At 69.8% G+C, this 23,639-nt stretch carries 17 protein-coding genes and 1 riboswitch; of the genes, 11 read left to right on the forward strand and 6 right to left on the reverse strand.

All coding sequences use genetic code 11. The annotated features are described in order from the left end of the window. Positions 1–1,722, reverse strand: a complete 1,722-nt coding sequence (gene sppA, locus FHX37_RS03555; protein ID WP_141922084.1) for a signal peptide peptidase SppA — start codon at positions 1,720–1,722, stop codon at positions 1–3. A gap of 103 nt (positions 1,723–1,825) precedes the next feature. On the opposite strand from sppA, the gene FHX37_RS03560 reads away from it, so the two are divergent. Next, positions 1,826–2,617 carry a hypothetical protein gene (locus tag FHX37_RS03560; RefSeq protein ID WP_211351733.1) on the forward strand — a complete coding sequence of 264 codons (792 nt, stop codon included), beginning with the start codon at positions 1,826–1,828 and terminating at the stop codon, positions 2,615–2,617. A 128-nt stretch (positions 2,618–2,745) separates the two neighbouring features. Here FHX37_RS03560 and glgB read toward each other — a convergent pair whose 3' ends face one another. From glgB to FHX37_RS03580, 4 genes are all read right to left on the reverse strand, one after another. Beyond that, positions 2,746–4,920: a 1,4-alpha-glucan branching protein GlgB gene (glgB, locus tag FHX37_RS03565; RefSeq protein ID WP_141922085.1), complete on the reverse strand. Its 2,175-nt coding sequence runs from the start codon at positions 4,918–4,920 to the stop codon at positions 2,746–2,748. A 289-nt stretch (positions 4,921–5,209) separates the two neighbouring features. After that, a complete protein-coding gene (locus tag FHX37_RS03570; protein WP_141922086.1) occupies positions 5,210–6,583 on the reverse strand; it encodes a maltokinase N-terminal cap-like domain-containing protein in 1,374 nt (457 codons plus the stop codon). Further along, positions 6,580–8,367: a maltose alpha-D-glucosyltransferase gene (treS, locus tag FHX37_RS03575; protein ID WP_246062351.1), complete on the reverse strand. Its 1,788-nt coding sequence runs from the start codon at positions 8,365–8,367 to the stop codon at positions 6,580–6,582. Before treS ends, FHX37_RS03570 begins: the two co-directional genes overlap by 4 nt. A gap of 128 nt (positions 8,368–8,495) precedes the next feature. Continuing rightward, positions 8,496–10,478: an alpha-1,4-glucan--maltose-1-phosphate maltosyltransferase gene (locus FHX37_RS03580; RefSeq protein ID WP_141922088.1), complete on the reverse strand. Its 1,983-nt coding sequence runs from the start codon at positions 10,476–10,478 to the stop codon at positions 8,496–8,498. A gap of 465 nt (positions 10,479–10,943) precedes the next feature. Between FHX37_RS03580 and glgP the strand changes: the two genes are divergently transcribed. The 4 genes from glgP (at position 10,944) to FHX37_RS03600 (ending at position 16,917) form a co-directional block, all read left to right on the forward strand. Continuing rightward, positions 10,944–13,544 (forward strand): alpha-glucan family phosphorylase, encoded by a 2,601-nt coding sequence (gene glgP, locus FHX37_RS03585; RefSeq protein ID WP_141922090.1) that lies wholly within the window; start codon positions 10,944–10,946, stop codon positions 13,542–13,544. Between the two features lie 213 nt (positions 13,545–13,757). Then, positions 13,758–13,865: riboswitch (TPP riboswitch) on the forward strand. A 120-nt stretch (positions 13,866–13,985) separates the two neighbouring features. Then, a complete protein-coding gene (locus tag FHX37_RS03590; RefSeq protein ID WP_246062052.1) occupies positions 13,986–14,591 on the forward strand; it encodes an ECF transporter S component in 606 nt (201 codons plus the stop codon). After that, positions 14,591–16,132 carry an ABC transporter ATP-binding protein gene (locus tag FHX37_RS03595; protein WP_141922092.1) on the forward strand — a complete coding sequence of 514 codons (1,542 nt, stop codon included), beginning with the start codon at positions 14,591–14,593 and terminating at the stop codon, positions 16,130–16,132. Before FHX37_RS03590 ends, FHX37_RS03595 begins: the two co-directional genes overlap by 1 nt. Before the next feature lie 50 nt (positions 16,133–16,182). Further along, positions 16,183–16,917, forward strand: coding sequence for an energy-coupling factor transporter transmembrane component T family protein (locus FHX37_RS03600; RefSeq protein ID WP_246062053.1), 735 nt, complete (start codon positions 16,183–16,185; stop codon positions 16,915–16,917). 18 nt (positions 16,918–16,935) lie between these two features. Here the strand turns inward: FHX37_RS03600 and FHX37_RS03605 are convergent, their stop codons facing one another. After that, a complete protein-coding gene (locus FHX37_RS03605) occupies positions 16,936–17,307 on the reverse strand; it encodes a DMT family transporter (RefSeq protein ID WP_141922094.1) in 372 nt (123 codons plus the stop codon). A 196-nt stretch (positions 17,308–17,503) separates the two neighbouring features. Between FHX37_RS03605 and FHX37_RS03610 the strand changes: the two genes are divergently transcribed. The 6 genes from FHX37_RS03610 to FHX37_RS03635 all read left to right on the forward strand — a co-directional run bounded on the left by FHX37_RS03610 (position 17,504) and on the right by FHX37_RS03635 (position 23,619). Next, on the forward strand, positions 17,504–17,833 hold the full coding sequence (locus FHX37_RS03610; protein ID WP_141922097.1) for a DMT family transporter: 330 nt from the start codon (positions 17,504–17,506) through the stop codon (positions 17,831–17,833). Continuing rightward, entirely contained in the window at positions 17,823–18,545 is a 723-nt protein-coding gene (locus FHX37_RS03615; RefSeq protein WP_342777591.1) for a TetR/AcrR family transcriptional regulator, read from the forward strand. Before FHX37_RS03610 ends, FHX37_RS03615 begins: the two co-directional genes overlap by 11 nt. Positions 18,546–18,667: 122 nt before the next feature. Beyond that, complete coding sequence (locus tag FHX37_RS03620; protein ID WP_141922101.1) at positions 18,668–19,456, forward strand: enoyl-CoA hydratase/isomerase family protein; 789 nt, start codon at positions 18,668–18,670, stop codon at positions 19,454–19,456. A gap of 10 nt (positions 19,457–19,466) precedes the next feature. Next, on the forward strand, positions 19,467–20,012 hold the full coding sequence (locus tag FHX37_RS03625) for a YbaK/EbsC family protein (RefSeq protein WP_141922103.1): 546 nt from the start codon (positions 19,467–19,469) through the stop codon (positions 20,010–20,012). A 369-nt stretch (positions 20,013–20,381) separates the two neighbouring features. Then, on the forward strand, positions 20,382–22,436 hold the full coding sequence (locus FHX37_RS03630; protein WP_141922105.1) for a protein kinase domain-containing protein: 2,055 nt from the start codon (positions 20,382–20,384) through the stop codon (positions 22,434–22,436). 403 nt (positions 22,437–22,839) lie between these two features. Continuing rightward, the gene (locus FHX37_RS03635) at positions 22,840–23,619 is read left to right on the forward strand and encodes an electron transfer flavoprotein subunit beta/FixA family protein (RefSeq protein ID WP_211351735.1); all 780 of its coding nucleotides are present in this window, start codon (positions 22,840–22,842) and stop codon (positions 23,617–23,619) included. Positions 23,620–23,639: the final 20 nt, after the last annotated feature.

Raw genomic sequence — 23,639 nt, forward strand, 5'->3', positions numbered from 1 at the left:
CTAGCTGACCTCCCATGACCCGGGCAGTACCAGCGGCCCGGCGTCCGGAAGCCCCAACCGGGCGGCCACCTGCGCCAGCGGGCCCCACGCGTCCAACCGCAGCTGGGCGGCCGCGGTACGCTCCTCGCTCGACTCGGGCGGAACCAACCGTTCCAGCGGGTTCACCTGGGGGAAGCGACGCAACGGTGTGCCGGGGGGAAGGTCGGCCATCCGGCGGGCCGCCCGCACCGCTGTGGCGATACCACCGAGTTCGTCGACCAGGCCGCCGGCGTGCGCGTCCTGTCCGGTCCACACACGTCCGCGCGCCAGCTCATCCACCCGCTGCCGGGTCATCCCGCGCGCCTCGGCCACCTTCGCGGTGAAGTCGTCGTAGATGCTGTCCAGTGTCGCGTTCATCCGTTCCCACTCGGACTCCGTGAAGCCCCGGTCCGTGTGGAACATGCCCGCGTGCTTCCCGCCGTCCACGGAGTCGGTGGCCACACCGAGCTTGTCCATCAACCCGGACAGCACCGCCTTGCCCGCGTACACGCCGATCGATCCGGTCAACGTACCGGGGTGAGCCACGATGCTGTCGGCCCCCAGAGCGACGTAGTACCCGCCGGAAGCGGCGAAGTCCCCCATCGCGGCGACGACGGGAGTGCCCGACTCGCGGGTGAGCCGGATCTCGCGGCGGATCACGTCCGAGGCCACGGCCGATCCGCCCCTGCTGTCCACCCGGAACACCACGGCGCGGACGTTCGGGTCCCGCCGCGCCGCGCGGAACGCCGCGGCGACGGTGTCCGCTCCCATGTAACTGGCCCCGCCCACCGGCGCCCGGTGGCTGCGTCCGCTGACGATGACCCCGTTTGCGGAGATCGCGGCGACGTAGTTTCCGGGGCGTACCTGCGGTACCTGGACCGCGCCGGCGCTGTGCTGGTAGCGGGAGACGTACTGCAGGTGGGGAGTGTCTCCCGTCCCGCCCCGCGCCGGGCCGAACCGGTCGAACAGTTCGGCGTAGACCTCGTCCCGGTAGCCGAGGCGGTCCACGAGCCCGGCCGCGTGGGCCTCCTCTGCGAGGAGGGGACCGCTGCCGACGAGCTCGTCGACCCGGCTGGTGGTCATGCCGCGTCCCTCGGCGATACCCGCGGTGACCTGCTCGGTGAGGGAGGAGACCAGGCGGCTCACCGTCTCGCGGTGCGGTTCGGTGAATCCCCGCTGCGTCACCGTGTTGACGGCGGTCTTGTACTCGTGTCGCGCCCCGACCTCGTACTCCACGCCGAGCTTGTCCGCCGCGTCCGCGACGAAGGTGCTGCTGAAGCTGAGGCCGGTGAGCCCGAGTGAGCCCGTGGGCTGCAGGACGATCTCGTCGAAGGCCGTGGCGAGGTAGTAGGGGAGCGTTCCGGGCCCAACGTCACCGAAGGACTCGCTCCAGGCGACGGCGGTCTTGCCGGCGGCGCGGAACGCCCGTACCGTCTCCCGCAGCTCCTGCACCTTGGCGAAACCCAGCGGTTTCCCGTCTATCTTGGCGACTAGGGCGCGGACCCGGTCGTCGCGCGCGCCGCGACGTATCCCGGTGACGATGTCCGCCAACTGCGGGTGCCGTTTGGCCATGAGCTGCCCGACCGGATCGGTCGGCGTCTCGTCGGTGATCCCTTCGGTGAGGTCGAGTTCGAGTACGAGCGGCCCAAAGCGCCGCCGACGAACGTGGGAGACGGGTTCCAGGAGCTTCGCGACATCCACCATGTCCACACACTAGCGGTCCGGGCGCGACGCTCAATGGCGCGCGTGGCCCGCTCCTGCGGTTATCGTCGGTGAGGTCGATCGTGGATTCGAGAGAAGGAATCACATGTCTGGCACCCCCGGTGGGAGATGGTTGCGTGTACCCGGTCGTGTGACAGCGGCCGCGGCGGCGCTGGCTCTGGCCGCGTCGGGATGCGGCGGCGGCTCCGGCGCGTCCGACGCCGAGCCCACCCTCGACCCGGAGGCGCGTTACAGTGACGCGGTCTCGGCCGCGGACCCGCCGCTCCCCGAGGACTTCACCGGCGCCGACGTCGCCGGCGTCAGCGTCAACGTTCCCGCGGAGTGGAGCGTGGACAAGTCCAACGGTCGGATGTGTGTCCGTCCGCCGGACAGGGACACCTGCGGGTACGGAGCGATCCAGGTTCTGCCGAAGGCGGCCGAACGGGACTCCGAGTCATGGCCGAAGAAGGAGAGCCGGTTCAACGACGCGGACGGGTGGGCCGCCGCCCCGGACACCTGTCGGAGCCTGAACACCTGGAAGAGCGGCGACACCGGGATCGACAGCGCCGAACTCGAGCCCCTGGAGGGCGACGGCACGGTCGAGCACGCCGACGGGTTGAGGTCGCACCACAGGGTGTGGCACGTGACCTGCCAGAACGGTGACACCTTCGACGTCAAGCTCTGGTTCCTGCCCGAGTCGGACGTGGCCGTTTACGCCTGGTCGGTGGACGCGCAGTACGCGGGGGTCTACGACAAGGTGGCCGAGTCCATGGACGTCACCGAGTACAAGAACAACCTCGAGGAGGAAGAGGACGACGGCGACGGCGACAACGGTGACGGGGGAGACGGCGACGGCGACGGTGACGGCGGGAACGGTGGCGACGGCGACGACGGCTGATCCGCCTTTCCGCGCTCTGCCCCGGCACCGCCACAGCGGGCCCGGACGGGCGACCCGGCGCGGCCGGACAGGGCCCGACCGCGCCGGGGACTCTCGCGGGTACCCGCTGTGGAGCACTGACCGCGCCGTTACTCGGGAGCCAGCCACACCGTCGCCAACGGCGGGAACGTCACGGTGGCTGACGCGGGCTGCCCGTGGTCCGGAACCGCGGCGGCGTGTACCCGCCCTTCCGCGCCGGTGGTGACGCCGCTACCGGCGTAGGCCGCGGTGTCGGTGTTGAGGACCTCCCGCCACGCTCCGACGTGCGGGAGCCCCACCCGCCGCTCGGTGTGGACGGCGGGCGAGAAGTTCACCAGGCAGGCCAGGACCGAACCGTCGTCCCCGTGCCGCAGGAACGACAACGTGTTGCCGCTGGCGTCGCCCCCGTCGATCCAGGTGAACCCCTCCGGCTCGTTGTCGCGCGACCACAGGGCGGGAGTCGCGAGATAGACCCGGTTGAGCTGCGCGACGAGGTCCCGGAGCCCGGCGTGGTGCGCGTACTCCAGCAGCCACCACTGGACACCCGCCTCGTGCGACCACTCGTCACCGTGGCCGAACTCGCTTCCCATGAACAGCAGCTGCTTGCCCGGGTGAGCCCACATGTAGCCCAGCAGCGACCGCAGCCCGGCGAAGCGCTGCCACTCGTCCCCGGGCATCTTCTCCACCAGTGACCCCTTGCCGTGCACCACCTCGTCGTGCGACAGCGGCAGGAGGTAGTTCTCGCTGTAGGCGTAGACCATGGAGAACGTGGCCTCGTTGTGGTGGTACTGCCGATGGACCGGTTCCCGGCGGAGGTAGGTCAGCGTGTCGTGCATCCACCCCATGTTCCACTTGAAACCGAACCCCAGGCCGCCGGCGTCCGTGCTGCGGGTCACCCCCGGCCAGGCGGTGGACTCCTCCGCGATCATGGTGATGCCGGGATTGCGGCGGTAGGCGGCGGAGGTGAGCTCGCGCAGGAACGCGAGCGCGTCCAGGTTCTCCCGGCCGCCCTCCGCGTTGGGGGCCCAGTCGCCGGACTCCCGCGAGTAGTCGAGGTACAGCATCGACGCCACCGCGTCCACCCGCAGGCCGTCGATGTGGAACTCCTCCAGCCAGAACAGCGCGTTGGCGACCAGGAAGTTGCGCACCTCGGTGCGGCCGTAGTCGAAGATCAGCGTTCCCCAGTCCGGGTGCTGCCCACGGCGCGGGTCAGGATGCTCGTAGGTGGGGGAACCGTCGAACCGTGCCAGGGCCCAACCGTCGGCGGGGAAGTGCGCCGGGACCCAGTCGAGCAGTACCCCGATCCCGGCCTGGTGCAGTTCGTCCACCAGGAACCGGAAGTCGTCGGGAGAGCCGAAGCGGGAGGTGGGGGCGTAGTACGAGGTGATCTGGTACCCCCACGACCCCCCGAAGGGGTGTTCCGCCACCGGAAGCAGCTCGACATGGGTGAAACCCATCGCGGACACGTACTCCACGAGCTCGCTCGCGAGCTCCCGGTAGGACAGCCCCGGACGCCACGATCCCAGGTGGACCTCGTACACGCTCACCGGCAGGTGGCTCCACTCGCGGATCTTGCGTTCGGACAGCCAGGCGTCGTCGCGCCACTCGTAGCTCGAGGTGAACACCACGGAGGCGGTCTCCGGCGGGTGCTGGGCCGCGAACGCGAGCGGGTCGGCCTTGTCCCGCCACTCCCCGTCCGCGCCCAGCACCTGGTACTTGTACAGGGCTCCGTCCCCGACACCGGGAACGAACAGCTCCCACACACCGGAGGAGCCGAGGGAACGCATCGCGTGGGCGGTGCCGTCCCAGTGGTTGAAGTCGCCGACGACCCGTACTCCCCGGGCGCTGGGAGCCCACACCGTGAACGACGTTCCGGTGACGGTCCCCATGGCGGAGGGAAGAGCGCGGGTGTGAGCACCCAGGGCGCGCCACAGCTCCTCGTGCCTCCCCTCGGAGATGAGGTGGAGGTCGAGCTCTCCCAGCGTGGGTAGGTGACGGTAGGCGTCGTCGGTGACGACCTCCTCGCCCTCGGGGTGGTACCGCGCCGCGATCCGGTAGTCGGACGGCCCGCCGTCCGGCAGGGAGGCGGCGAACACACCACGGTGGACGTGCTCCAGCTCGACGCGCCGGCCGTCCTCCAGCAGCGCGTGTACCGACCACGCCAGCGGGCGCAGCGTGCGCAGGACCAGCCCCGCGGGGCCGGGGTGCGCGCCGAGCAGGCTGTGCGGGTCATGGTGCTGACCGTCGACGAGTCGGTCGATGTCGGCGTGCGATATGGCGTGCATGGATCTCCTGGCGGATTGTGAAGGGCACCGGCGGGGAGCCGGCGCCCGCGGTTCGGGAAGAGCCGGGAACCGGTGCGGATCCCCGGAACCGGCCGGAGACGGCTTCGCCCCCGCCCCTGGCACCGGCCTCGCGGAGGTGAGCGTGGCCGGGAAAGGCGGAGTACCGCCGCGTGCGGTCGGGGGAGGGAACCGCTCCGGCTCGGTTCGGGACCTGGTTGTGACGGGCGCGGGCCCCACCGCGCGGCGTTACCAGTGCCGCTCGTGACACGCAGCGCCCATCGGACAGGCCCTAACCGGCGAGTGCTGCGATCGAGTCGAGCGGGATACGCAACCATGACGGCCTGTTGTGGGCTTCGTACATCACCTCGTATACGGCCTTGTCGTATTCGAACGCCCGCAGCACGGTCTCGTGCTTGTGCGGGTCGGCTCCACCGGCGAACGCGTAACCGGCGCAGAACGCCTCCCGGTTGCGGCGGGCCCAAGCCCGTGCCAGGGAGGCGAGTTCCTCCTCCGCGGTGTGTCCGATGAGCTGGTGCCGGGCCGCGTAGTCGAAAGAGCGCAGCATGCCGGCCACGTCACGCAACGGGCTGGACAGTCGCTGCCGTTCCCCGACGGGGACGGCGGGTTCACCCTCGAAGTCGAGCAGGACCCACCCCGTGTCGGTACGTACCACCTGCCCGAGGTGGTAGTCGCCGTGTACGCGCTGCACCGGAAGCGGGGAGTCCACCTCGGCCAGTGCGTCGAAGGCCGCGCGCAGCGTCCCGGCGTACGGTTCCAGGCTGGGTACCTCCTCGGTGGCGCGGTGCAGTCGGCTGATCATCGCCGTGGACAGGTCCCGCAGCGCCTGGGGGGTGAGGACGTCGGTGGGTAGTTTGCTGGCGAGGTCGAGGTGGACGGAAGCTGTGGCGCTGCCCAACCGCTGGGCTTCCCAGGAGAAGTCGCCGCCGGCGCTCTCGGGGGCGCTGTGGCCGCCCTCGTACAGGTCGCGGACACTGGTCCCGGCAAGGACCCACCCGTCGGTCGCGCTGCGCAGGTACTCCTGCAACATCGCGAGAGTGGTGCCCACCGTCCGTCCCTGGTCGGTCAGGTCGGCCTCGATCCAGCCGTGCGGGCGTGCCACGAACGGCGACTCGGCCAGGGTCGTGGTGAGTTCCAGGTCGGGGTTGCGTCCGGGCCACAGCCGGCGGAAAGTCTTCAGCACGTAGTCCTCGCCGTACACGAGGGAGGTGTTGGACTGTTCCCCCGTGAGGACCAGGCTGCGCAAGCCGGTGCGCACCGGCGTCTCGGAGAGTCTGCGAAACCGCACGGGGCCGGTGCCGTCGTCGTCAGCGATCCGGTCCAGCAACCGCCCGGTCAGTTCCGGGTCGTGCGCGGCGTCGTACACCGTCCGTGTCTCGCCGGACTCGGGAAGGCGGCACTCGCCGATGGCCGCGTGGGACAGTTCGCTGCGCAGCCGTCCTGGTGGGCACGATCCGAGCAGTACCTGGTACCGGGCGAAGGAGCCGTCCTGGGCGACATCGACGACGAGGAGGCGCAACCCCTGCTCTCCGGTGATGAGCGGGTGCTGCGCCTCGACCGCCACGTGGTCGATCGGTGCTCCCTTCCCGCCGAACCAGCGCTGCTTCGGGATCCAACCGGCCAGAAGCGTTTCCAGTTGGGTCATGTCGCGGTTCCATTCGCGGTCGTGGTGGGTGTCTGTCCGGGAGTGGCGGAAAGGGATCCGACGGGTGTGGTCTGGTTGGCGAACGCGGGGCCGCGGACACTCGCGCTGCGGTCGTGGCTCGTGGGACCGTCCCCCTCTTCCACAGGCGGCAGCTGGAACCAGTAGAAACCGTGCCCGGGAAGAGTGAGCAGGTACGGAAGTTCCCCGATGGCGGGAAAGCGGACCCCGCCCACGCACTCGACCGGGGTGACGCCGGTGAACCTGCGCAGGTCGAGTTCCACCGGTTGCGGGAACCGGGACAGGTTGTTCACGCACAGCATCCGGTCGTCGCCGTACTCACGGATGAAGGCCAGGACGCTGGGGTTGCTCGCGCGTAGTTCGGTGAAGTCGCCGGTGCCGAACACGGGGTGCCGCTTGCGGATGTGGATCATCTTGCGCGTCCAGTTCAGCAGCGACCCCGGGTTGTTCTGCTGCGCTTCGACGTTGAGCGCCTGGTAACCGTGGATCGGGTCCATGATGATCGGTAGGTACAACCGTGCCGGATCGCAGCGGGAGAAGCCCGCGTTGCGGTCGCAGGTCCACTGCATCGGGGTGCGGACCGCGTCCCGGTCCCCCAGCCAGATGTTGTCGCCCATCCCGATCTCGTCGCCGTAGTAGAGCACGGGAGACCCGGGGAGGGAGAGCAGGAGCGCGGTGAACAGCTCGAGCTGGTTCTTGTCGTTGTCCAGCAGTGGGGCGAGCCGGCGCCGGATGCCGACGTTCGCGCGCATCCGCGGGTCCTTGGCGTACTCCGCGTACATGTAGTCGCGTTCGTCGTCGGTCACCATCTCCAGCGTCAGCTCGTCGTGGTTGCGCAGGAATATCGCCCACTGGCAGCTGTCGGGGATGCGTGGCGTCTGCGCCAGGATCTCGGAGATGGGGTAGCGCTGCTCCCGCCGGACGGCCATGAACATGCGGGGCATCAGCGGGAAGTGGAAGTTCATGTGGCACTCGTCGCCGCCGGACTCGAAGTCGCCGAAGTAGTCGACAACGTCGGAGGGCCACTGGTTGGCTTCACTCAGCAGCACCCGGTCCGGGTAGAGGCGGTCGACCTCGGAGCGGATGCGTTTCAGGAACTCGTGGGTCTCCTTGAGGTTCTCGCAGCTCGTGCCTTCCCGCTCGTACAGGTACGGCACCGCGTCCAGCCGGAAGCCGTCGATTCCGAGATCCAGCCAGAACCGCAGAACCTCCAGGATCGCTTCCTGGACGGCGGGGTTCTCGAAGTTGAGGTCGGGCTGGTGCGAGAAGAACCGGTGCCAGTAGTACTGGCCGCGCTGCTCGTCGTAGGTCCAGTTGGACTGCTCCGTGTCGACGAATATGACGCGGGCGTCGGTGTAGCGTTCGGTGGTGTCGGACCACACGTAGAAGTCGCCGTAGGGGCCGTCGGGATCGGAGCGGGACGCGAGGAACCACGGGTGCTGGTCGCTGGTGTGGTTCATGACGAGGTCGGCGATGATACGCAGCCCCCGCTTGTGGGCCTGCTCGACCAGTTCCGCGAAGTCGCCGAGGTGCCCGAACTCGGGCAGGACCTTCATGTAGTCGGAGATGTCGTACCCGCCGTCCCGCAGTGGCGACTCGTACAGCGGAAGCAGCCAGATGCAGTCGACCCCGAGCCACGTCAGGTAGTCGAGCTTCTCCATGAGACCGCGGAGGTCACCGGTGCCGTCGCCGTTGGAGTCGTAGAAACCCCGGACCAGGACCTCGTAGAAGACGGCGTACTTGTACCAGTAGGGGTCGCGGGGCATCTCGTGGGTGGCGGGGTCGGACGCCGCTGGCTCGGGTGTCGGGTCGGGCGCCGGCTCGAGTGTTGTCAACGAGAATTACTCCACCAGTTCGTTGTTGCGTTCTTTCCTCCGAAGGGCCGGATTTCCGGTCAGGACGGCTGTCCTGTGGGAACGGCCGTGAATATGTGTGCAGTTTGGATATGCGGGTCGAGGTGGACATAGTTCGCCTCGCCCCAGGTGTATGTGTCGCCGGACAGGTGGTCGGTGACGAGCATTGTGCTGTCTGCGGCCACTCCCAGGTCGGGAAGGGAGAGTCGTACTGTCGCCTCGTGGCTGTGGTGCGGGTCGAGGTTGACGACGACCAGAACGGTGTCGGCGTTGTTCGCTCCGCCGGAATTTCCCAACCGTTTGGAATAACAGATGATGTCCGGATTGTCGGTGTCATGGAACCGCAGGTTCCGCAGTTCCTGGAGCGCCGGATGGTTGCGCCGGAGATAGTTTAGTGTGCGGATCAGCGGGGTGATGGTCATTTCCGCTGCTTCGGCCGCGTCCCAGTCACGTGGTTTGTACTGGTACTTCTCCGAGTCCAGGTATTCCTCGCTTCCGGGAGACGCGGGCGTGTTCTCGCAGAGTTCGTATCCCGAGTAGATTCCCCAGGTCGGCGCCATCGTGGCCGCGAGGATCGCGCGCACCTCGAAGGCGGGCCTGCCGCCGTTCCGCAGGTAGCCGCTGAGGATGTCGGGTGTGTTGGTGAAGAGGTTGGGGCGCAGGTAGGACGCTGACGCCGAGCTGAGCTCGCCCAGGTAGTCCTCCAGCTCCTCCTTCGTGTTGCGCCAGGTGAAGTAGGTGTAGGACTGGTGGAAACCGGCCCGGGCCAGGGTGCGCACCATGGCGGGCCGGGTGAACGCCTCGGCCAGGAACAGCACGTCCGGGTCGGAGTGTGCGACGTCGCCGAGCAGCCTCTCCCAGAACGCGACGGGTTTGGTGTGCGGGTTGTCCACCCGGAAGATGCGCACCCCGTGCGCCATCCAGTGCCGCACGATCCGCAGAACCTCGGCGTAGAGCCCCTCCGGGTCGTTGTCGAAGTTCAGGGGGTAGACGTCCTGGTACTTCTTCGGAGGGTTCTCCGCGTGCGCGATCGAGCCGTCCGGACGGACCGCGAACCATTCCGGGTGCTGGCTCACCCAGGGGTGGTCGAGGGAGCACTGCAACGCGAGGTCGAGAGCGACCTCCATACCGTGCTCGCGGGCCTCGGCGACGAACCGGTCGAAGTCCTCGAGGCTCCCGAGATCGGGGTGTACCGCGTCGTGGCCACCCTCCTGCGAGCCGATGGCCCATACCGAACCGGGATCGCCGGGCCCGGCCCGCAGCGCGTTGTTCCTGCCCTTGCGGAACGACGTTCCCACGGGGTGGATCGGCGGCAGGTAGACGACGTCGAACCCCATGTCGGCGATGGCGGGAAGCCGCTTGGCCGCGCTCGCCAGGGTTCCGGAACGGTGCGTGCTCTCGGGGCCCTCGACCACCGCTCCCTCCGAGCGTGGGAAGAACTCGTACCAGGATCCGAAGAGCGCGCGTCTGCGGTGCACGACGACGGGGTGGTGCCTGGAGCGGGTGACGTGGTCGCGCGGGGGGTCGGTGGCGAGTTCCGCTGCGGTCCCGGGGTCGGTGGCGACGGCGAGGCGCTCGATGGCCGGACGCGTGGGGTCGCGCATCACGGCGGCGACCCGGTGCAGAGCGGGACGGCGCGGGACGTGCCTGCTCGCCCGCTCGAACAGTCGGGCCCCCTCCTCGAGCATCAGCTCGGTGTCCTGGCCGCGCGGAATCTTGATCTCCGCGTTGCGCCGCCAGCTGGCCAGCGGGTCGATCCACGCCTCCACGGCGAAGGTCCACCGCCCCTCGGCGGGAAGGGCGACCTCGGCGCTGTAGCGGTCACTGCCCGGAACGGACTCGCGCATGGTCACCGCCTGGAAGCGGTGCCCCTGCGGGTCGTGGAGGAGAGCCCTGACACCGAGAACGCCGTCCCCGGTACAGGGAACGGTCGCGCTGACGGGGAAGGTCTCGCCCGCAGCCGCCTTCGCCGTGCCGTAGTCCAGAACGGGAGCGACATCAAGGATGGGAATGCGTCCGATCACAATGCACCACGCATGTCGGTTGTGTTTCGTTGGAAAGGTGGGGAATGCGGACGTTTCCTCGCGTCCGCGTGCGAACACACGGGCCCTGGGGTGTTCCGGAGACCGGGTTTCCGTGCTCGTTTCCATCGTCGGATCACAGCGTCCCGTGAGGGTCGGGCGCTCCGGGCGTGCCGCTGTGATAGTGGTCACATTATCCAGGGTTTTTGGTCACGCCCGGTTTAAATTTTCTCCGGAGGTGTTGAGCCGGAGGATGAGTGTAAAGATTATGTGATTTTCCCTTTTTCTGTGATGACAGGTTTGTGGTGGTTATGTCCAAATATATGGAAGATAAAATGCATGAATTCCGCGGTGGTTGGGACGGAAACCGGGCGCGGTGGAACGCTGCCGGGTGTCCGGTACTCTCGTTCCGGCGGAGAAGGTGATTCGAGTGGCGAGACGATGCGCGTTTGGCTAATCTCGCGGTGTGTGAAAGCAATCCACAGATTCACCGTTCGCCCTGACATTCCCGATGAACTCTGCGAGTTGGAACGGCTCGCCGGAAACCTCCGATGGGCCTGGCACACGCCGGCCCGAGACGTGTTCGAACTGATGGACCCCCGGCTGTGGGCCGATGTCGGGCACGATCCGGTGCGTGCACTCGCCGAGGTCAGTGGCGGGCGACTGGCCGAGCTCCGCGCTGACACCGAGTTCCGGGAGCGGTTGCGCGAAGCGAGCGCCGACCTCGAGGCTTACCTGACCGAACCGCGGTGGTACCAGAGCCTGGACACCGATACCCCGGAAGAGGCGCCGCCAGCGGCGGTAGCGTACTTCTCCGCCGAATACGGGATCACCGCCACCCTGCCGCAGTACTCGGGCGGACTGGGAATCCTGGCCGGAGACCACCTGAAGAGCGCCAGCGACCTCGGAGTTCCCCTGATCGGGGTCGGGCTCCTGTACCGGTGCGGCTACGCCGCCCAGAGCCTCTCCCCGGAGGGGTGGCAGCAGGAGGAGTACCCCGAGATCGACCCGGCCGTGCTGCCCATGACGCGACTGCTGGACGGCGACGAACCGGTACGCGTCCGGATCGGGTCCCCGGACGGGAACACCGTGACGGCCGGTGTATGGGTGCTGCGCGTGGGACGCGTTCCGCTGCTGCTGCTGGACACCTACGCCGAGGAGAACACCCCCGAGGCGCGTGAGGTGACCGACCGCCTCTACGGCGGGGACGCCGAGCACCGGCTTCGGCAGGAGCTACTGCTGGGTGTGGGCGGGATGCGCGCCGTGCGCGCCTACTGCGGGATCACCGGCCACCCCGAGCCCGACGTCTTCCACATGAACGAGGGACACGCTGGTTTCCTCGGGGTGGAACGCATCCGGGAGTACTGCGAGAGCGCGGGACTCACCTTCGACGAGGCGGTCGAGGCCGCACGCGCGGGCACCGTCTTCACGACCCACACGCCGGTCGCCGCCGGGATCGACCGCTTTCCCCGGCAGCTCGTGGAACGCTACTTCACCGCGGGCACACCGGCGGTCCGCGGCCTGCCGGCCGGGCAGGTACTCCGGCTCGGCGCCGAGGACCACGCCGGGGGCGACCCCGCCGTGTTCAACATGGCTCTCATGGGGATGCGCCTCGCGCAGCGCGTGAACGGTGTGAGCCGGTTGCACGGCGAGGTGAGCAGGGAGATGTTCCAGGGACTGTGGCCCGGCTTCAACGTCGCCGACGTCCCGATCACGTCCGTCACCAACGGGGTGCACGCCCGTAGCTGGGTGGCTCCGGAAGCCCAGCGGCTCGCCCAGCGCACCGTTCCCGACCCCGACGAGTTCACCCGCACCGAAGGGTGGCGGAAAGTGAGCTCCGCCAGTGACGCCGAGCTGTGGGAGATGCGCCGCGAGCTGCGTTCGCGTCTCGTCGCCGAGGCACGCGTCCGACTGGCGGAGTCCCAGCGTCACCGGGGAGTCGGTCCGACCGGCGGGGCCGATCCCCGGAACGCGCTCGACCCGGACATCCTCACCCTCGGGTTCGCGCGCCGCGTCCCGTCCTACAAACGGCTCACCCTCATGCTGCGTGACCCGCAGCGCCTCAAGGCGATCCTGACCCATCCGCGGTACCCGGTGCAGCTCGTCATAGCCGGCAAGGCCCACCCGAACGACGAGGACGGCAAACGGCTCATCCAGGAGATCGTCCGGTTCGCTGACGACCCCGAGGTGTCCCACCGGATCGTCTTCCTCCCGGGATACGACATGGACCTCGCCCGTTCGCTCGTGCAGGGCTGCGACGTCTGGCTGAACAACCCGCTGCGCCCGTTGGAGGCGTGCGGGACGTCGGGGATGAAGTCCGCGCTGAACGGGGGGCTCAACCTGTCGGTACGGGACGGGTGGTGGGAGGAACTGTTCGACGGTTCCAACGGCTGGGAGATCCCCACCGCCGAGGACGCGGCCGATCCCGACCAGCGGGACGCCAGGGAGGCCGAGGCGCTGTACGAACTGGTCGAACGGCAGGTGGCGCCGCTGTTCTACGAACGGGACGGGGACGGGTTGCCGCGCCGCTGGCTGGCGATGGTCAAGAACACGCTCGTGTCCCTCGGCCCGCGGGTCCTGGCCAGCCGTATGGTGCGCGACTACGTGACCCGTATCTACCAGGGGGCGGCCGAGTCCAGCCGCTGCTTGGCGGGATCCGACGGGAAGGGGGCCCGCGAGCTGGCCGCGTGGAAGCAGCGCGTGCGTCAGGCGTGGCCCAAGGTGCGTATCGAACGCGTGGAGCTTCTCCCCGAGAGTGCCGGGGCCGGAAGCGACGGGGGAGCGACGGTTCGGGCGACGGTGGACCTCGGTGAGCTCACCCCCCGGGAGGTCGCGCTCGATGTCGCGTCCGCTCCCGGGACCGGACGCGCCGACGCCGCATCCGGTCCGCTCGGGGGCGTGCTGAACGCGGTGGACGGTTCGGCGTCCCGTGCCCGCGTCCACTACACCGGAGTGGTCCCGTGGCCGGAGGCGGAGCTGGCCTCCTGCACGGTGCGGGCGCGTCCCGCGCACCCGCTCCTGTCCGGGCCCGCCGAGATGGGGTTGGAAACCGCCCGAGTCTGCGGGTGAGACCGGGGACGGGCGGCGTTCCGGAGCCGGGACCTGTTCGGTGGAGGCGTGCGCGTCGCCCGGTACCACCTGGCGGCGTTCCCGTCGGCCGACAGAGGGTCCCGCTCCGGACTCCCCCCGTCCCGCCAGCGCCCGACGGGCCGGGGGACTACGTGTGCGGGTCGGGGGGGGGGTGCCTTGACCCGGTCGCCCCCGAAGCACGCATAATAGAGACGGAACCGACAGGGGAGCGCTACGGCGCTGAGAGTGCGGAACGAACCCGCAGACCCTTAGCCACCTGACCTGGGTAATACCAGCGAAGGAAGTCGAGGACGAACGGCCGGGTGCGGTCGGTGCGCTTCCGGACGGCGCCGACCACGGGAACACGCCCGCACCACCCCGGCCGGCACTCTTTGGCCGGGCCCTCTCGTGTCGCGACGTGAAGACGCGAAGGGACACCTGTTGACCTCCACCCCGCCCGAACAGCCGACGTTCGACACCCCTCCCCGCGCCACCTGGCGCACCGTGGACCTCGTGGTGGCAGCCGTCGTGGGAGCCGCCGTCGGAGTGGTCTTCTGGTTCTGGGGAATGCTCTGGGCGGCCACCCAACCGCTGTTCGTCTTCTTCCCCCCGGCGCAGGCGGTCCTCTACGGCATCTGGCTGCTGCCCGGAGTCCTGGGGGGACTCATCATCCGGAAACCCGGGGCGGCGGTGCTGACCTCCACGGCCGCGGCCTTCGTCTCCATGGTTCTGGGCACCCAGTGGGGGGTGATGGTCATCCTGTCCGGCGTGCTGCAGGGGCTTTTCCCGGAAGCCGTCTTCGCGGCGCTCCGCTACCGCAGGTGGGGCACGGTCGCCGCCGTGGCGGCAGCCGTCGCCGCCGCTCTCGCCCCAGCCGTCATGGACAATCTCCGCTACTACCCCACCTGGCCGTTGACGTTCCAACTCGCCTTCGCCGGGATCGTCCTCCTCAGCTCCGCGGTGATAGCCGGCCTCGGCGGGCGCCTGCTGACCACGGCCCTGGCCAGGTCCGGCGCCCTCACCGCTTTCCCCTCCGGACGCGAGTGATGGGACACACGGGCGCCCGGGTCGAGCTCTCGAACTGGGGATGGAGGTACGCGGGACGCAACCGGTGGACGCTGTACGGCGTCGACCTCCGGATCGAACCAGGGGAGCGGGTGCTGCTTCTGGGAGCGTCCGGCTCGGGCAAGAGCACCCTGCTGCACGCCATGGCCGGACTCACCGGGCCGGACCGGGCCATAACCGGCGAACAGCGCGGAACACTGCGCGTCGACGGCAAACCCGCCGACGCGACACGCGGCACCACCGGCCTGGTAGGCCAGGACCCCGAGACGCAGCTCGTCATGGCGCGGTGCGGCGACGACGTGGCGTTCGGCCTGGAGAACCTGGAGACGGAGCCCGCGCGGATCTGGCCCCGGGTGCGTTCCACCCTGCGCGACATCGCCTTCGACCACGAGCTGGACCATCCCACCGCCGTGCTCTCCGGCGGGGAGAAACAGCGCCTCGCGGCCGCCGGGGTGCTCGCCATGAGCCCGCGGCTGCTACTGCTCGACGAACCCACCGCCAACCTGGACCACGACGGGGCCCGCCGTATGCGGGAACTGCTGGACACGCTGCTGGCGACCACCGAGGCGACCATGGTGCTCGTGGAACACCGCGTCTCCGACGTCCTCGAGCGTGTGCACCGTGTCGTGGTGGTGGAACCGGGCGGGGGAGTGCTGGCGGACGGTCCCCCCGAGGTGGTGTTCGACCGCCACGGTGACCGGTTGGCCGAGCACGGCGCCTGGGTGCCCGGGCGGGATCCCGAACCGCTCCTGACACCGGAACCCGGTGGGGAGGCCGTACTCGAGGCGACCGGATGCCGCGCCCGTACGCCGGCCGGGCTCGGACCCCACGCGGCCCGGCCACGCAGGGTGCTGGACGGCGCGGACGCGACCGTCAGCGCCGGGACGGCGACCGCCGTCACAGGGGAGAACGGTTCGGGGAAGTCGACCCTGTTGAGCCTCCTGGCCGGGCTGTCCCCGCCCGAGGCGGGAGCGGTCCGGCCGCGTGGCCCCCTGGCGCGGGTCAGCAGGCGCCCGCTGTCGCGGTGGCCGGCGCGACAGCTCGCCCGCCACGTCGGAACGGTGTTCCAGCACGCGGAGGACCAGTTCGTCACCGGGCGCGTCCACGACGAGCTGCGGTTCGCGCCCCGACGCGCCGGGTTGTCCGGGCGGGAAGCCGACCGTTGGGCGGCCGAGCTGCTGGAACGGTTGTGGCTGGCCCCACTGGCCGACGCCCACCCCTTCACCCTCTCCGGCGGGGAGAAACGGCGGCTGTCCGTGGCGACAGCGCTGAGCGCCGGCCCCGCCCACGCGCCGGACGTGCTGTTGCTGGACGAGCCCACGTTCGGCCAGGACACGCGCACGTGGCGCGAGCTGGTCGAGCTGCTCGACCGGTTGCGGGGGCAGGGACGGGCGATCGTCGTGGCCACCCACGACGAACTGCTGTTGTGCCGTTTCGCCGGTACCGAACTGCGTGTGCGCGACGGCGGGGTCACCGCGCTGGAGGCGCCGTCCCGCCCCGGGAGAGGGGACGGAGAGTGGTGAGAGCTTCCGTCTCCGGTTTCCGGAGCGGGCCGGAGGGGAGATCCGCGCCCGTGCGTCCACCGGCTGGGCGCCCCTGGCTGGCGCGCCTCAACCCGCTCGCCAAGTTCGCCGCCGCGTTCCTGGTGACGGCCGGGCTCATCCCGGTACTGGACCCGGTGACCGCCGGGGTCGTACTCGTCGCCGCGGCGGCTCTGCTGCCGGTGAGTGGTCTGGGGGTACGCGCCCTGGTCACGCTCGGGGGCTCCCTGTTCCTCATGAGTGTCTCCATCGGAACGATCAACCTGGTGTTCGGCGACGAGGGTGCCCTGCCGGCGCTGGGTACGGCCGTGCGGCTGCTGGCCATCGCGCTGCCCAGTGTGCTGGCCGGCATGACCAGTGACCCCACCGAGGTCGCCGACGCCCTGGTGCAGAAACTGCGTCTGCCCGAACGCCCCGCTCTGGGAGTGCTGGCCGCGCTGCGGCTGGTTCCCCTCCTGGCGGGACAGTGGCGCACCCTGGGACTCGCGCGCCGTGCCCGCGGGGTCGAGTCGGGCGGCAACCCGATCGCCGCCGTCGGGATCTTTGCCGGCAAGGCCTTCGCGCTGCTGGTACGGGCGATCCGCACCGGTACGCACCTCGCCGCGGCCATGGAGGCGCGCGCCTTCGGCTCCGGTGGGCGCAGCCACGCTCGAACGAGCCGCTGGACAGCGGCCGACACGTGCCTCCTCGTGGGAACCGCGGCCGTGCTGTTCCTGGCGCACGGTCTGTCCATGTACCTGGGCACCTGGCGGCTGCTGTTCGGTTGACGGCCGGGGCGGAGCGGCCTACTGCGTCGGGGCGCTGCTGTCCTCGGCGGTCCCCACGGCTCCGTCGGCGGGGCCGTTTCCCGCTTCGAGGGCGAGAACGCCGCTCATGGTGAGGACGAGCCCGAACCCCTGGAGCCATGTGAACCGGTCCTCGAGGAGGACGACCCCGATCAGGGCGACGGCTGCCACCCCGAGGGCGGCCCAGATGCCGTAGGCGACGCCGATGCCCATGCCGCGCCTCAGCACCAGGGACAGCAGGTAGTAGGCGCCGAGAACGCCGACGAGGGCGACGAGGGTCGGCAGGAGTGCGGTGAATCCGTGGGAGAAGCGGGTGGCGACGGCTCCGACCACCTCGGAGAGGACCGCCGCGATCAGATAAACCCAGGTCATTTCTGGTTCCTCCTTGTCGTGGTGTGCCCACCGGCCGTATGGACACACGCCACACTAGATATAGTTGTACGAAAGTTCAATTAGTTTGCCGGGGGCGATGGCACCCGGAGTTCATGGCAACCACATGATATTGAACATTCGTTCAACCTTATGTCAGGCTCGTCCTGCGGACACAGCTGCAAGAAGGAGGATGAGTATGACTCTCGCGTACGTGTTTCTCGTCGGCGCCGTCCTCGCCGAGACCATCGGGGCGGTCGCCACCCGGTTCTCCCACGGGTTCACCCGTGTCCTACCGACCACGGTGACCGTGCTCAGCGTCCTTGGTGCCTACTACCTGCTGTCCCTGGCGCTGCGCGCGGGTCTGGAAATCGGCGTCGCCTACGCGATCTGGGCGGCGAGCGGGGTGGTCACGGTGGCCCTGCTCGGTGCGCTGCTCTTCGGGGACCGCCTCTCCAAAACCCAGGTGGGGGGTATGGCGCTGGCTGTCGGCGGTGTTCTCGCCCTGCAGCTCGGCGGTGCGCACTGAGACGGACGGCGACGCTCCGGCGGCCCCGAACCGGTTGCTCGCTTCCGGCACCGCCGTCCGCGCTGCGGTAGCCTCTGCGGTGCGCACCGCGCTCGTGCCGTCGCGCGGGAAGGGCATCTCCGTTGGGGCGACCGGATGGGGGCACATCGTGAACCAGGCCGCCGGGGAGTGGAGCGATGGTCGGCGTGCCCGGGGAGAACGCAAACGGCAGGCCATCATCGCGGCGACCCTCCGGGTGCTGGAGCGGGACGGGACCGCGGGGGTGACCCATCGCGCCGTCGCGCGGGAGGCGAACGTTCCGGCCAGCTCCGCCGTCTACTACTTCGCGACGCTGGACGACCTGCTCGTCGCCGCGCTCACCGAGGCCACCGACTCCTACATACGGCAGCTGCGCGAGACCAGTGAGCGTGCGGCGGACGAGATCGAGGGGTTGGCCCAGCTCATCGTCGAGGCATGCGGGCCGAACCGTCCCCGTGCGCTGGCCGAGCGCGAACTCACGCTGTTGGCCGCCCGCCGTCCCGCCCTGCGGCCTGCCGCGCAGCGGTGGCGGGACACGGTCGCCGAGGTGGCCCGGAAACGGACGGACGACCCCCTCAGCGTGCAGGGAGTGGTGGCGGCCGCTGACGGGCTGTGCGCCCGCGTTCTGCTGGGAGACGAACTCACGGTGGCCGAGGTCAGCGAAGTCCTGTACAACGCCCTGCGTCCGCGGTGATTCCGCCGGGTACCTGACACGGTTCCGCCCGGGGCGCCGACCTCCCGCCGGGGCGGTGCGCGGAGGGCGGGGATCGTGGTAGGGAACAACAGCCGCAGTGTCCCGAAACGAAAGGTGCCGACATGGGCGAGTTCGTACGTGTGGAGACCGACCCCGACCACCCGAGCGTGGCGGTGATCCGGTTGGACCGGCCCAAGATGAACGCGCTGAACGCGCGGATGCAGCGCGAGATCGGTGCGGCGGCCGCGCAGGTGAGCGAGGACGACTCGGTTCGTTCCGTGATCCTCTACGGCGGGGAACGCGTCTTCGCCGCGGGGGCCGACGTGCACGAGATGGCGGAGATGAGCTACGCCGAGATGCTCACGCACTCCCGCAGACTCCAGGAGTCCTTCAACGCGGTCGCGGCGATACCCAAACCGGTCATCGCCGCTGTCACCGGCTACGCACTCGGCGGCGGCTGCGAACTGGCCCTGTGCGCGGACTTCCGGATCGCTGTGGAGGACGCCGTGTTCGGCCAGCCCGAGATCCAGCTGGGCATCATCCCGGGAGCCGGGGGGACGCAGCGCCTGCCGCGGCTGGTGGGTCCGGCCAAGGCCAAGAACATGATCTTCACCGGGCAGCACGTCACGGGCAACGAAGGGGCGAAGATAGGACTCGTCGACGAGACGGTCGGCGCCGGGGAGGCCTACTCCCGGGCCCTCGAGGCGGCGAGCCGTTACAGCGACGCCCCGGCCGTGGCACTGGGTGCCGCCAAACAGGCGGTCGATGACGGCCTGGAAAGCGACCTCGCGACGGGACTGGAGACGGAACGCCTGCACTTCTCCGGACTGTTCGCCACCGAGGACCAGAAGACCGGCATGCGCAGCTTCGTCGAGGAGGGCCCGGGGAAGGCGCGTTTCACCGGGCGCTGAGGAGGAACGGATGTGGTACCTGCGCACCGAACCGGCCCGGCTGCGGACCGACCTCCTGGCGCCGCCCGTCGCGGAGGAACTCGCCGCCTGGCAGCCCTCCGCCGGTGCGGCGGAGCCTCGCGTCGCCGGGATCGACCCGGCGCTCGCGGACACGGAGAACTGCAGCGCCGCCTACGGTGTGCCGCTGGAGGCCTCGGCGAACTGTGTGGTGGTTTCCGCCAGACGGGGCGGCCGTACGTGGCTGGCGGGGTGCGTGGTGCTGGCGACGACACGGGTCGACGTGAACAGGGTGGTGCGCGGTCAGCTCGGCGCGCGGAAGGCGTCGTTCGCGGACCAGGCGGAGGCGGTCGCGGCCACCGGAATGGAGTACGGCGGTATCACTCCCGTCGGACTCCCGTCGGAGTGGCCGTTGCTGGTCGACACCCGGGTTCCGGAACAACCCTGGGTCGTCGTCGGGAGCGGCACCAGGTCGGCCAAGCTGGTGCTGCCGGGCGCGGCACTGGCCGAGCTTCCCCGGGTCCGGGTCGTGGCCGGGGTGGGCACGCCACAACAGTGACAAAGCCGGGGCGGGGCCGACGAGCCCGGTCCGCCGTCCCGCGGGTGTCCCGGCCGCTCGGGTCCGGGCACCCCGGGACGAATTCCGGGTTCCCCGCGGCGGGAGCCCGGAACGGGAGGCGGATGTTATCCGTCATAATCGAGTGAGTGTTGGATGGCCGCGCCACAGGCGCTGGCGGTTTCGGCCCCGGAAACCGGCGCGGCCTCCCTTCGTCCTGGCCGGGGGCTCCCGGCGTGTAGTGAATGCAGCTTGTGGTTACCGAGTGTGGCGGTCGGCCCCGTGCGGCCGTTGTCCCGCCACCGGATCCGCGCGTCCGTGGCCGTTAGGCTAGACAGGAGGGCGTGCGGCGTTTGAGGGGATGAGTTCGCTATGACAGTGCCCTCCTCGGCAGGTTCCCCCGATGGCGAGGAGCTGCCGGAACGCGTCGGGCGGTACCTGATCCGCCGGCGTATCGGGCAAGGCGGCATGGGCGTGGTGTACCAGGCCGAGGATCCCCACCATGACCGGCCGGTCGCGATCAAGGTCCTCAAGTCCGAGGTCGCGGGGGACGAGGTGGCGCGGGCGCGGCTCGCCCGCGAGGTCGAGACGATGCGCCGCGTGCACAGCCACAACGTCGCCGAGGTGATCGACGCGGATACGCAGGCCGAGCTTCCGTGGGTGGTCACCGAGTACGTGCCGGGTCCCACCCTGGACTCCACGGTCACCGACCACGGCCCGTTGCGGGGGCGGGCGCTCACGCGCTTCGTCTCCGGCCTCGCCCGGGCCATTCGGGACATCCACGCTGTCGACGTCATCCACCGTGACCTCAAACCGGGCAACGTCATCATCTCCAACGGCGAGCCCATCGTCATCGACTTCGGGATCGCGCACGCGGTCGACGGAGCGAAGCTGACCCAGACGGGCACGTTCGTCGGGACACCGAGCTACCTCTCCCCGGAGGTGATCGAGGGTACCGACCTCGGCCCCGCGACGGACGTGCACGCGTGGGGAGCGACGGTGGCGTTCGCCGCCACGGGGAACGCGCCCTACGGCGCGGGCTCGTTCGAGGTCATCTTCTTCCGCATCCTCAACGGCGAGATCTCCCTGGACGGGATGCCGGACGGCCTGCAGCCGCTGGTGCGGGCCGCGGTCTCGCGGGATATGGGAGACCGGCCGAACGCCGACCGGCTCGTGGCCGAGACCGAACGGCTCAACCTCGACCTTCCGCTGCCGGAGGAGCTGTCCGACTACCGGCAGACGGGGGTGACCGGAAAGCACACCATCCACGGAGCGACGCCCGGCTCCTCCTCGGAGGGGTCCGGCGCCGGCGCGGCCGCGCCGGCCGCCGCGGGGGCGGCCGCTGGTGCGGAGACGGCCGAGGCCGCTGACCGTTCCGGGGCCTCCGCCGGTGGCACCGGGCAGGAGGAGGACGCCGGGACCACCATGGTGGCGGGGTCCGGCGGCCTCGACCAGACGACGCGGGTCGCCGGTGCGGGGGAGGCGTCCGACCCCGGTGGCGGCGAGGCCGAGCGCACAATGGTGGCGGGCTCCGGTGGTGCGGACCAGACGATGCGGGTTCCCGCGGACGACCCGCAGTCCACGGGGCTGTTGGGCGGCGCCGGGGACGAGCGCCACGCCCCCGGCTTCGGTAACGACCCCGCGGAACCCCGTGGCCACTACTACGACTCCACGCTGCGTCCCGAGGACTTCCGCGACGTCCTTCCCCCGGTCGACGAGCAGGGGTCCAGCCGCTCCGCGCGGCAGGACCCGGACGACTCCCAGGAACAGGGCTCAGGGCTGTTCGGGATGTTCCGCCGCTCCAGCGGGGACCGGATCAGTGACTACTTCGGTAACTCCGAGGGCGGGGCCTACGCCTACGACGAACCGCGCCAGCTCCCGTGGCTGCTCCTCCTCCCCGCGCTGGGGATACTGGCCGGGATATCCCTGCTCCTGCCGACGATAGGGCTGGTCATCGGGCTGGTACTCGCGAGCTTCCTCGGGGCGCTGGACACGGTGAAGAGCGAGCACGCCCGACGTGTCCAGGCGCGGGGGCCGCGCAGTTCGGACACCATGGTCGTGGTGCTGAGCATGCCGTGGGCGGTTCTGCGCACGCTGGGGCGAGCGTTGCTGTTCGGGCTGGGCTACCTGGCGGTCGGCATCGTGATCGGTCTGATCTTCGGCCTCGTCCTGGGGGACAACTCGGCCAACTACGTCGGTTCCTACGCGCTCTTCCTGGTGGTGGTGCTCAGCTTCGTGGGTCCCAACGGCGCCGGTGCCCGCCGCCAGGCGCTCCAGCTGACCGAGCGGATCGGAATCCGCAACGTCTACGTGTACTGGGGGGTCATCGTCGCCGTCGTGCTGCTGGCGATGCTGATCCTCTCGTGGGGATTCGGAGGGTTCGCGCCGCGGTGGGACCCGATGTCGGGCCCCTCCGACTGGTTCTAGTCCCGTCCGGCGGACGCTGCCCGCGGCGAGCGGTGTGTCCGGTGCCGCGCTGGCACGGCCGAGGGGGAGTTGGGACCCTCCGCCGACCGACGGGCAACGCGGCCAGGGCGGCACCGGGACGCCGCCCAGTGGGGCAAGCGTCCGCCGGACGGGGTCCAGCAGCGGCGTCGCTCCCGCGGATGGTTCTTTCGGCCAGTGGCAGGGGTAACATTTGCCCCAGAGCTACTAATCAGTAACATCAAGAGTGCGAGCACTACGATCAGGCGGGATGGCGTGACGTGAACGCCAACCCAGTGCCGAACCGCAGTGAGACGTTTGGCACCCTGAGGGCCACGGACGCGCCGCGCGTCCGCACCGTCCGAGCGGGCGATGTATGGGAGTGCAGGGAGGTCGGCCACCGGCCATGAATATTGTCGTATTGGTCAAGCAGGTCCCGGACACGGCGACCGAGCGGAAACTCGCACCGGAGGACAACACGCTGGACCGCGCGGCGTCCGACGGAGTCATCAACGAACTCGACGAGTACGCCATCGAGGAGGCGCTGCTCCTCAAGGAGAAGCACGGCGGAGAGGTCACCGTCCTGACCATGGGACCGGACCAGGCCACGGAATCGATCCGCAAGGCCCTGTCCATGGGTGCGGACAAGGCCGTGCACGTCAACGACGAGGCGCTGCACGGTTCCGACGCCCTGCAGACGGCCTACGCGCTGTCCCAGGCCCTGGGAACCCTCGAGTTCGACATCGTGGTGCTGGGCTCGGAGTCCACCGACGCGCGTACCGGCCTCGTGGGGGCCGCCCTGGCCGAGTACCTCGAGCTTCCGCAGCTCACTCTGGCCGGCAAGGTCGAGGTGGACGGTTCCTCCGTGACGGTGCAGCGCCAGACGGACTACGGCTACGACGTCGTCGAGGCCAAGCTGCCGGCCGTGGTCTCCGTCGTGGAGAAGATCAACGAGCCGCGGTACCCGTCCTTCAAGCTCATCATGCAGGCGAAGAAGAAGCCGGTGGAGAAGCTGACGGTTTCCGACGCCGGGATCGAGCAGGACAAGGTCGGACTCGCGAACGCCGCGACCGAGACCGTGGACTTCGCGCCGGCTCCGCCGCGACCCGCGGGCACTGTCGTCAAGGACGAGGGCGACGGCGGCACGAAGGCCGCCGAGTTCCTCGCCGAGAAGAAGTTCGTTTAGGTCCGGCGGAGACGAAAGAG

Source organism: Haloactinospora alba (genome assembly GCF_006717075.1).
GTDB classification, from domain to species: domain Bacteria; phylum Actinomycetota; class Actinomycetes; order Streptosporangiales; family Streptosporangiaceae; genus Haloactinospora; species Haloactinospora alba.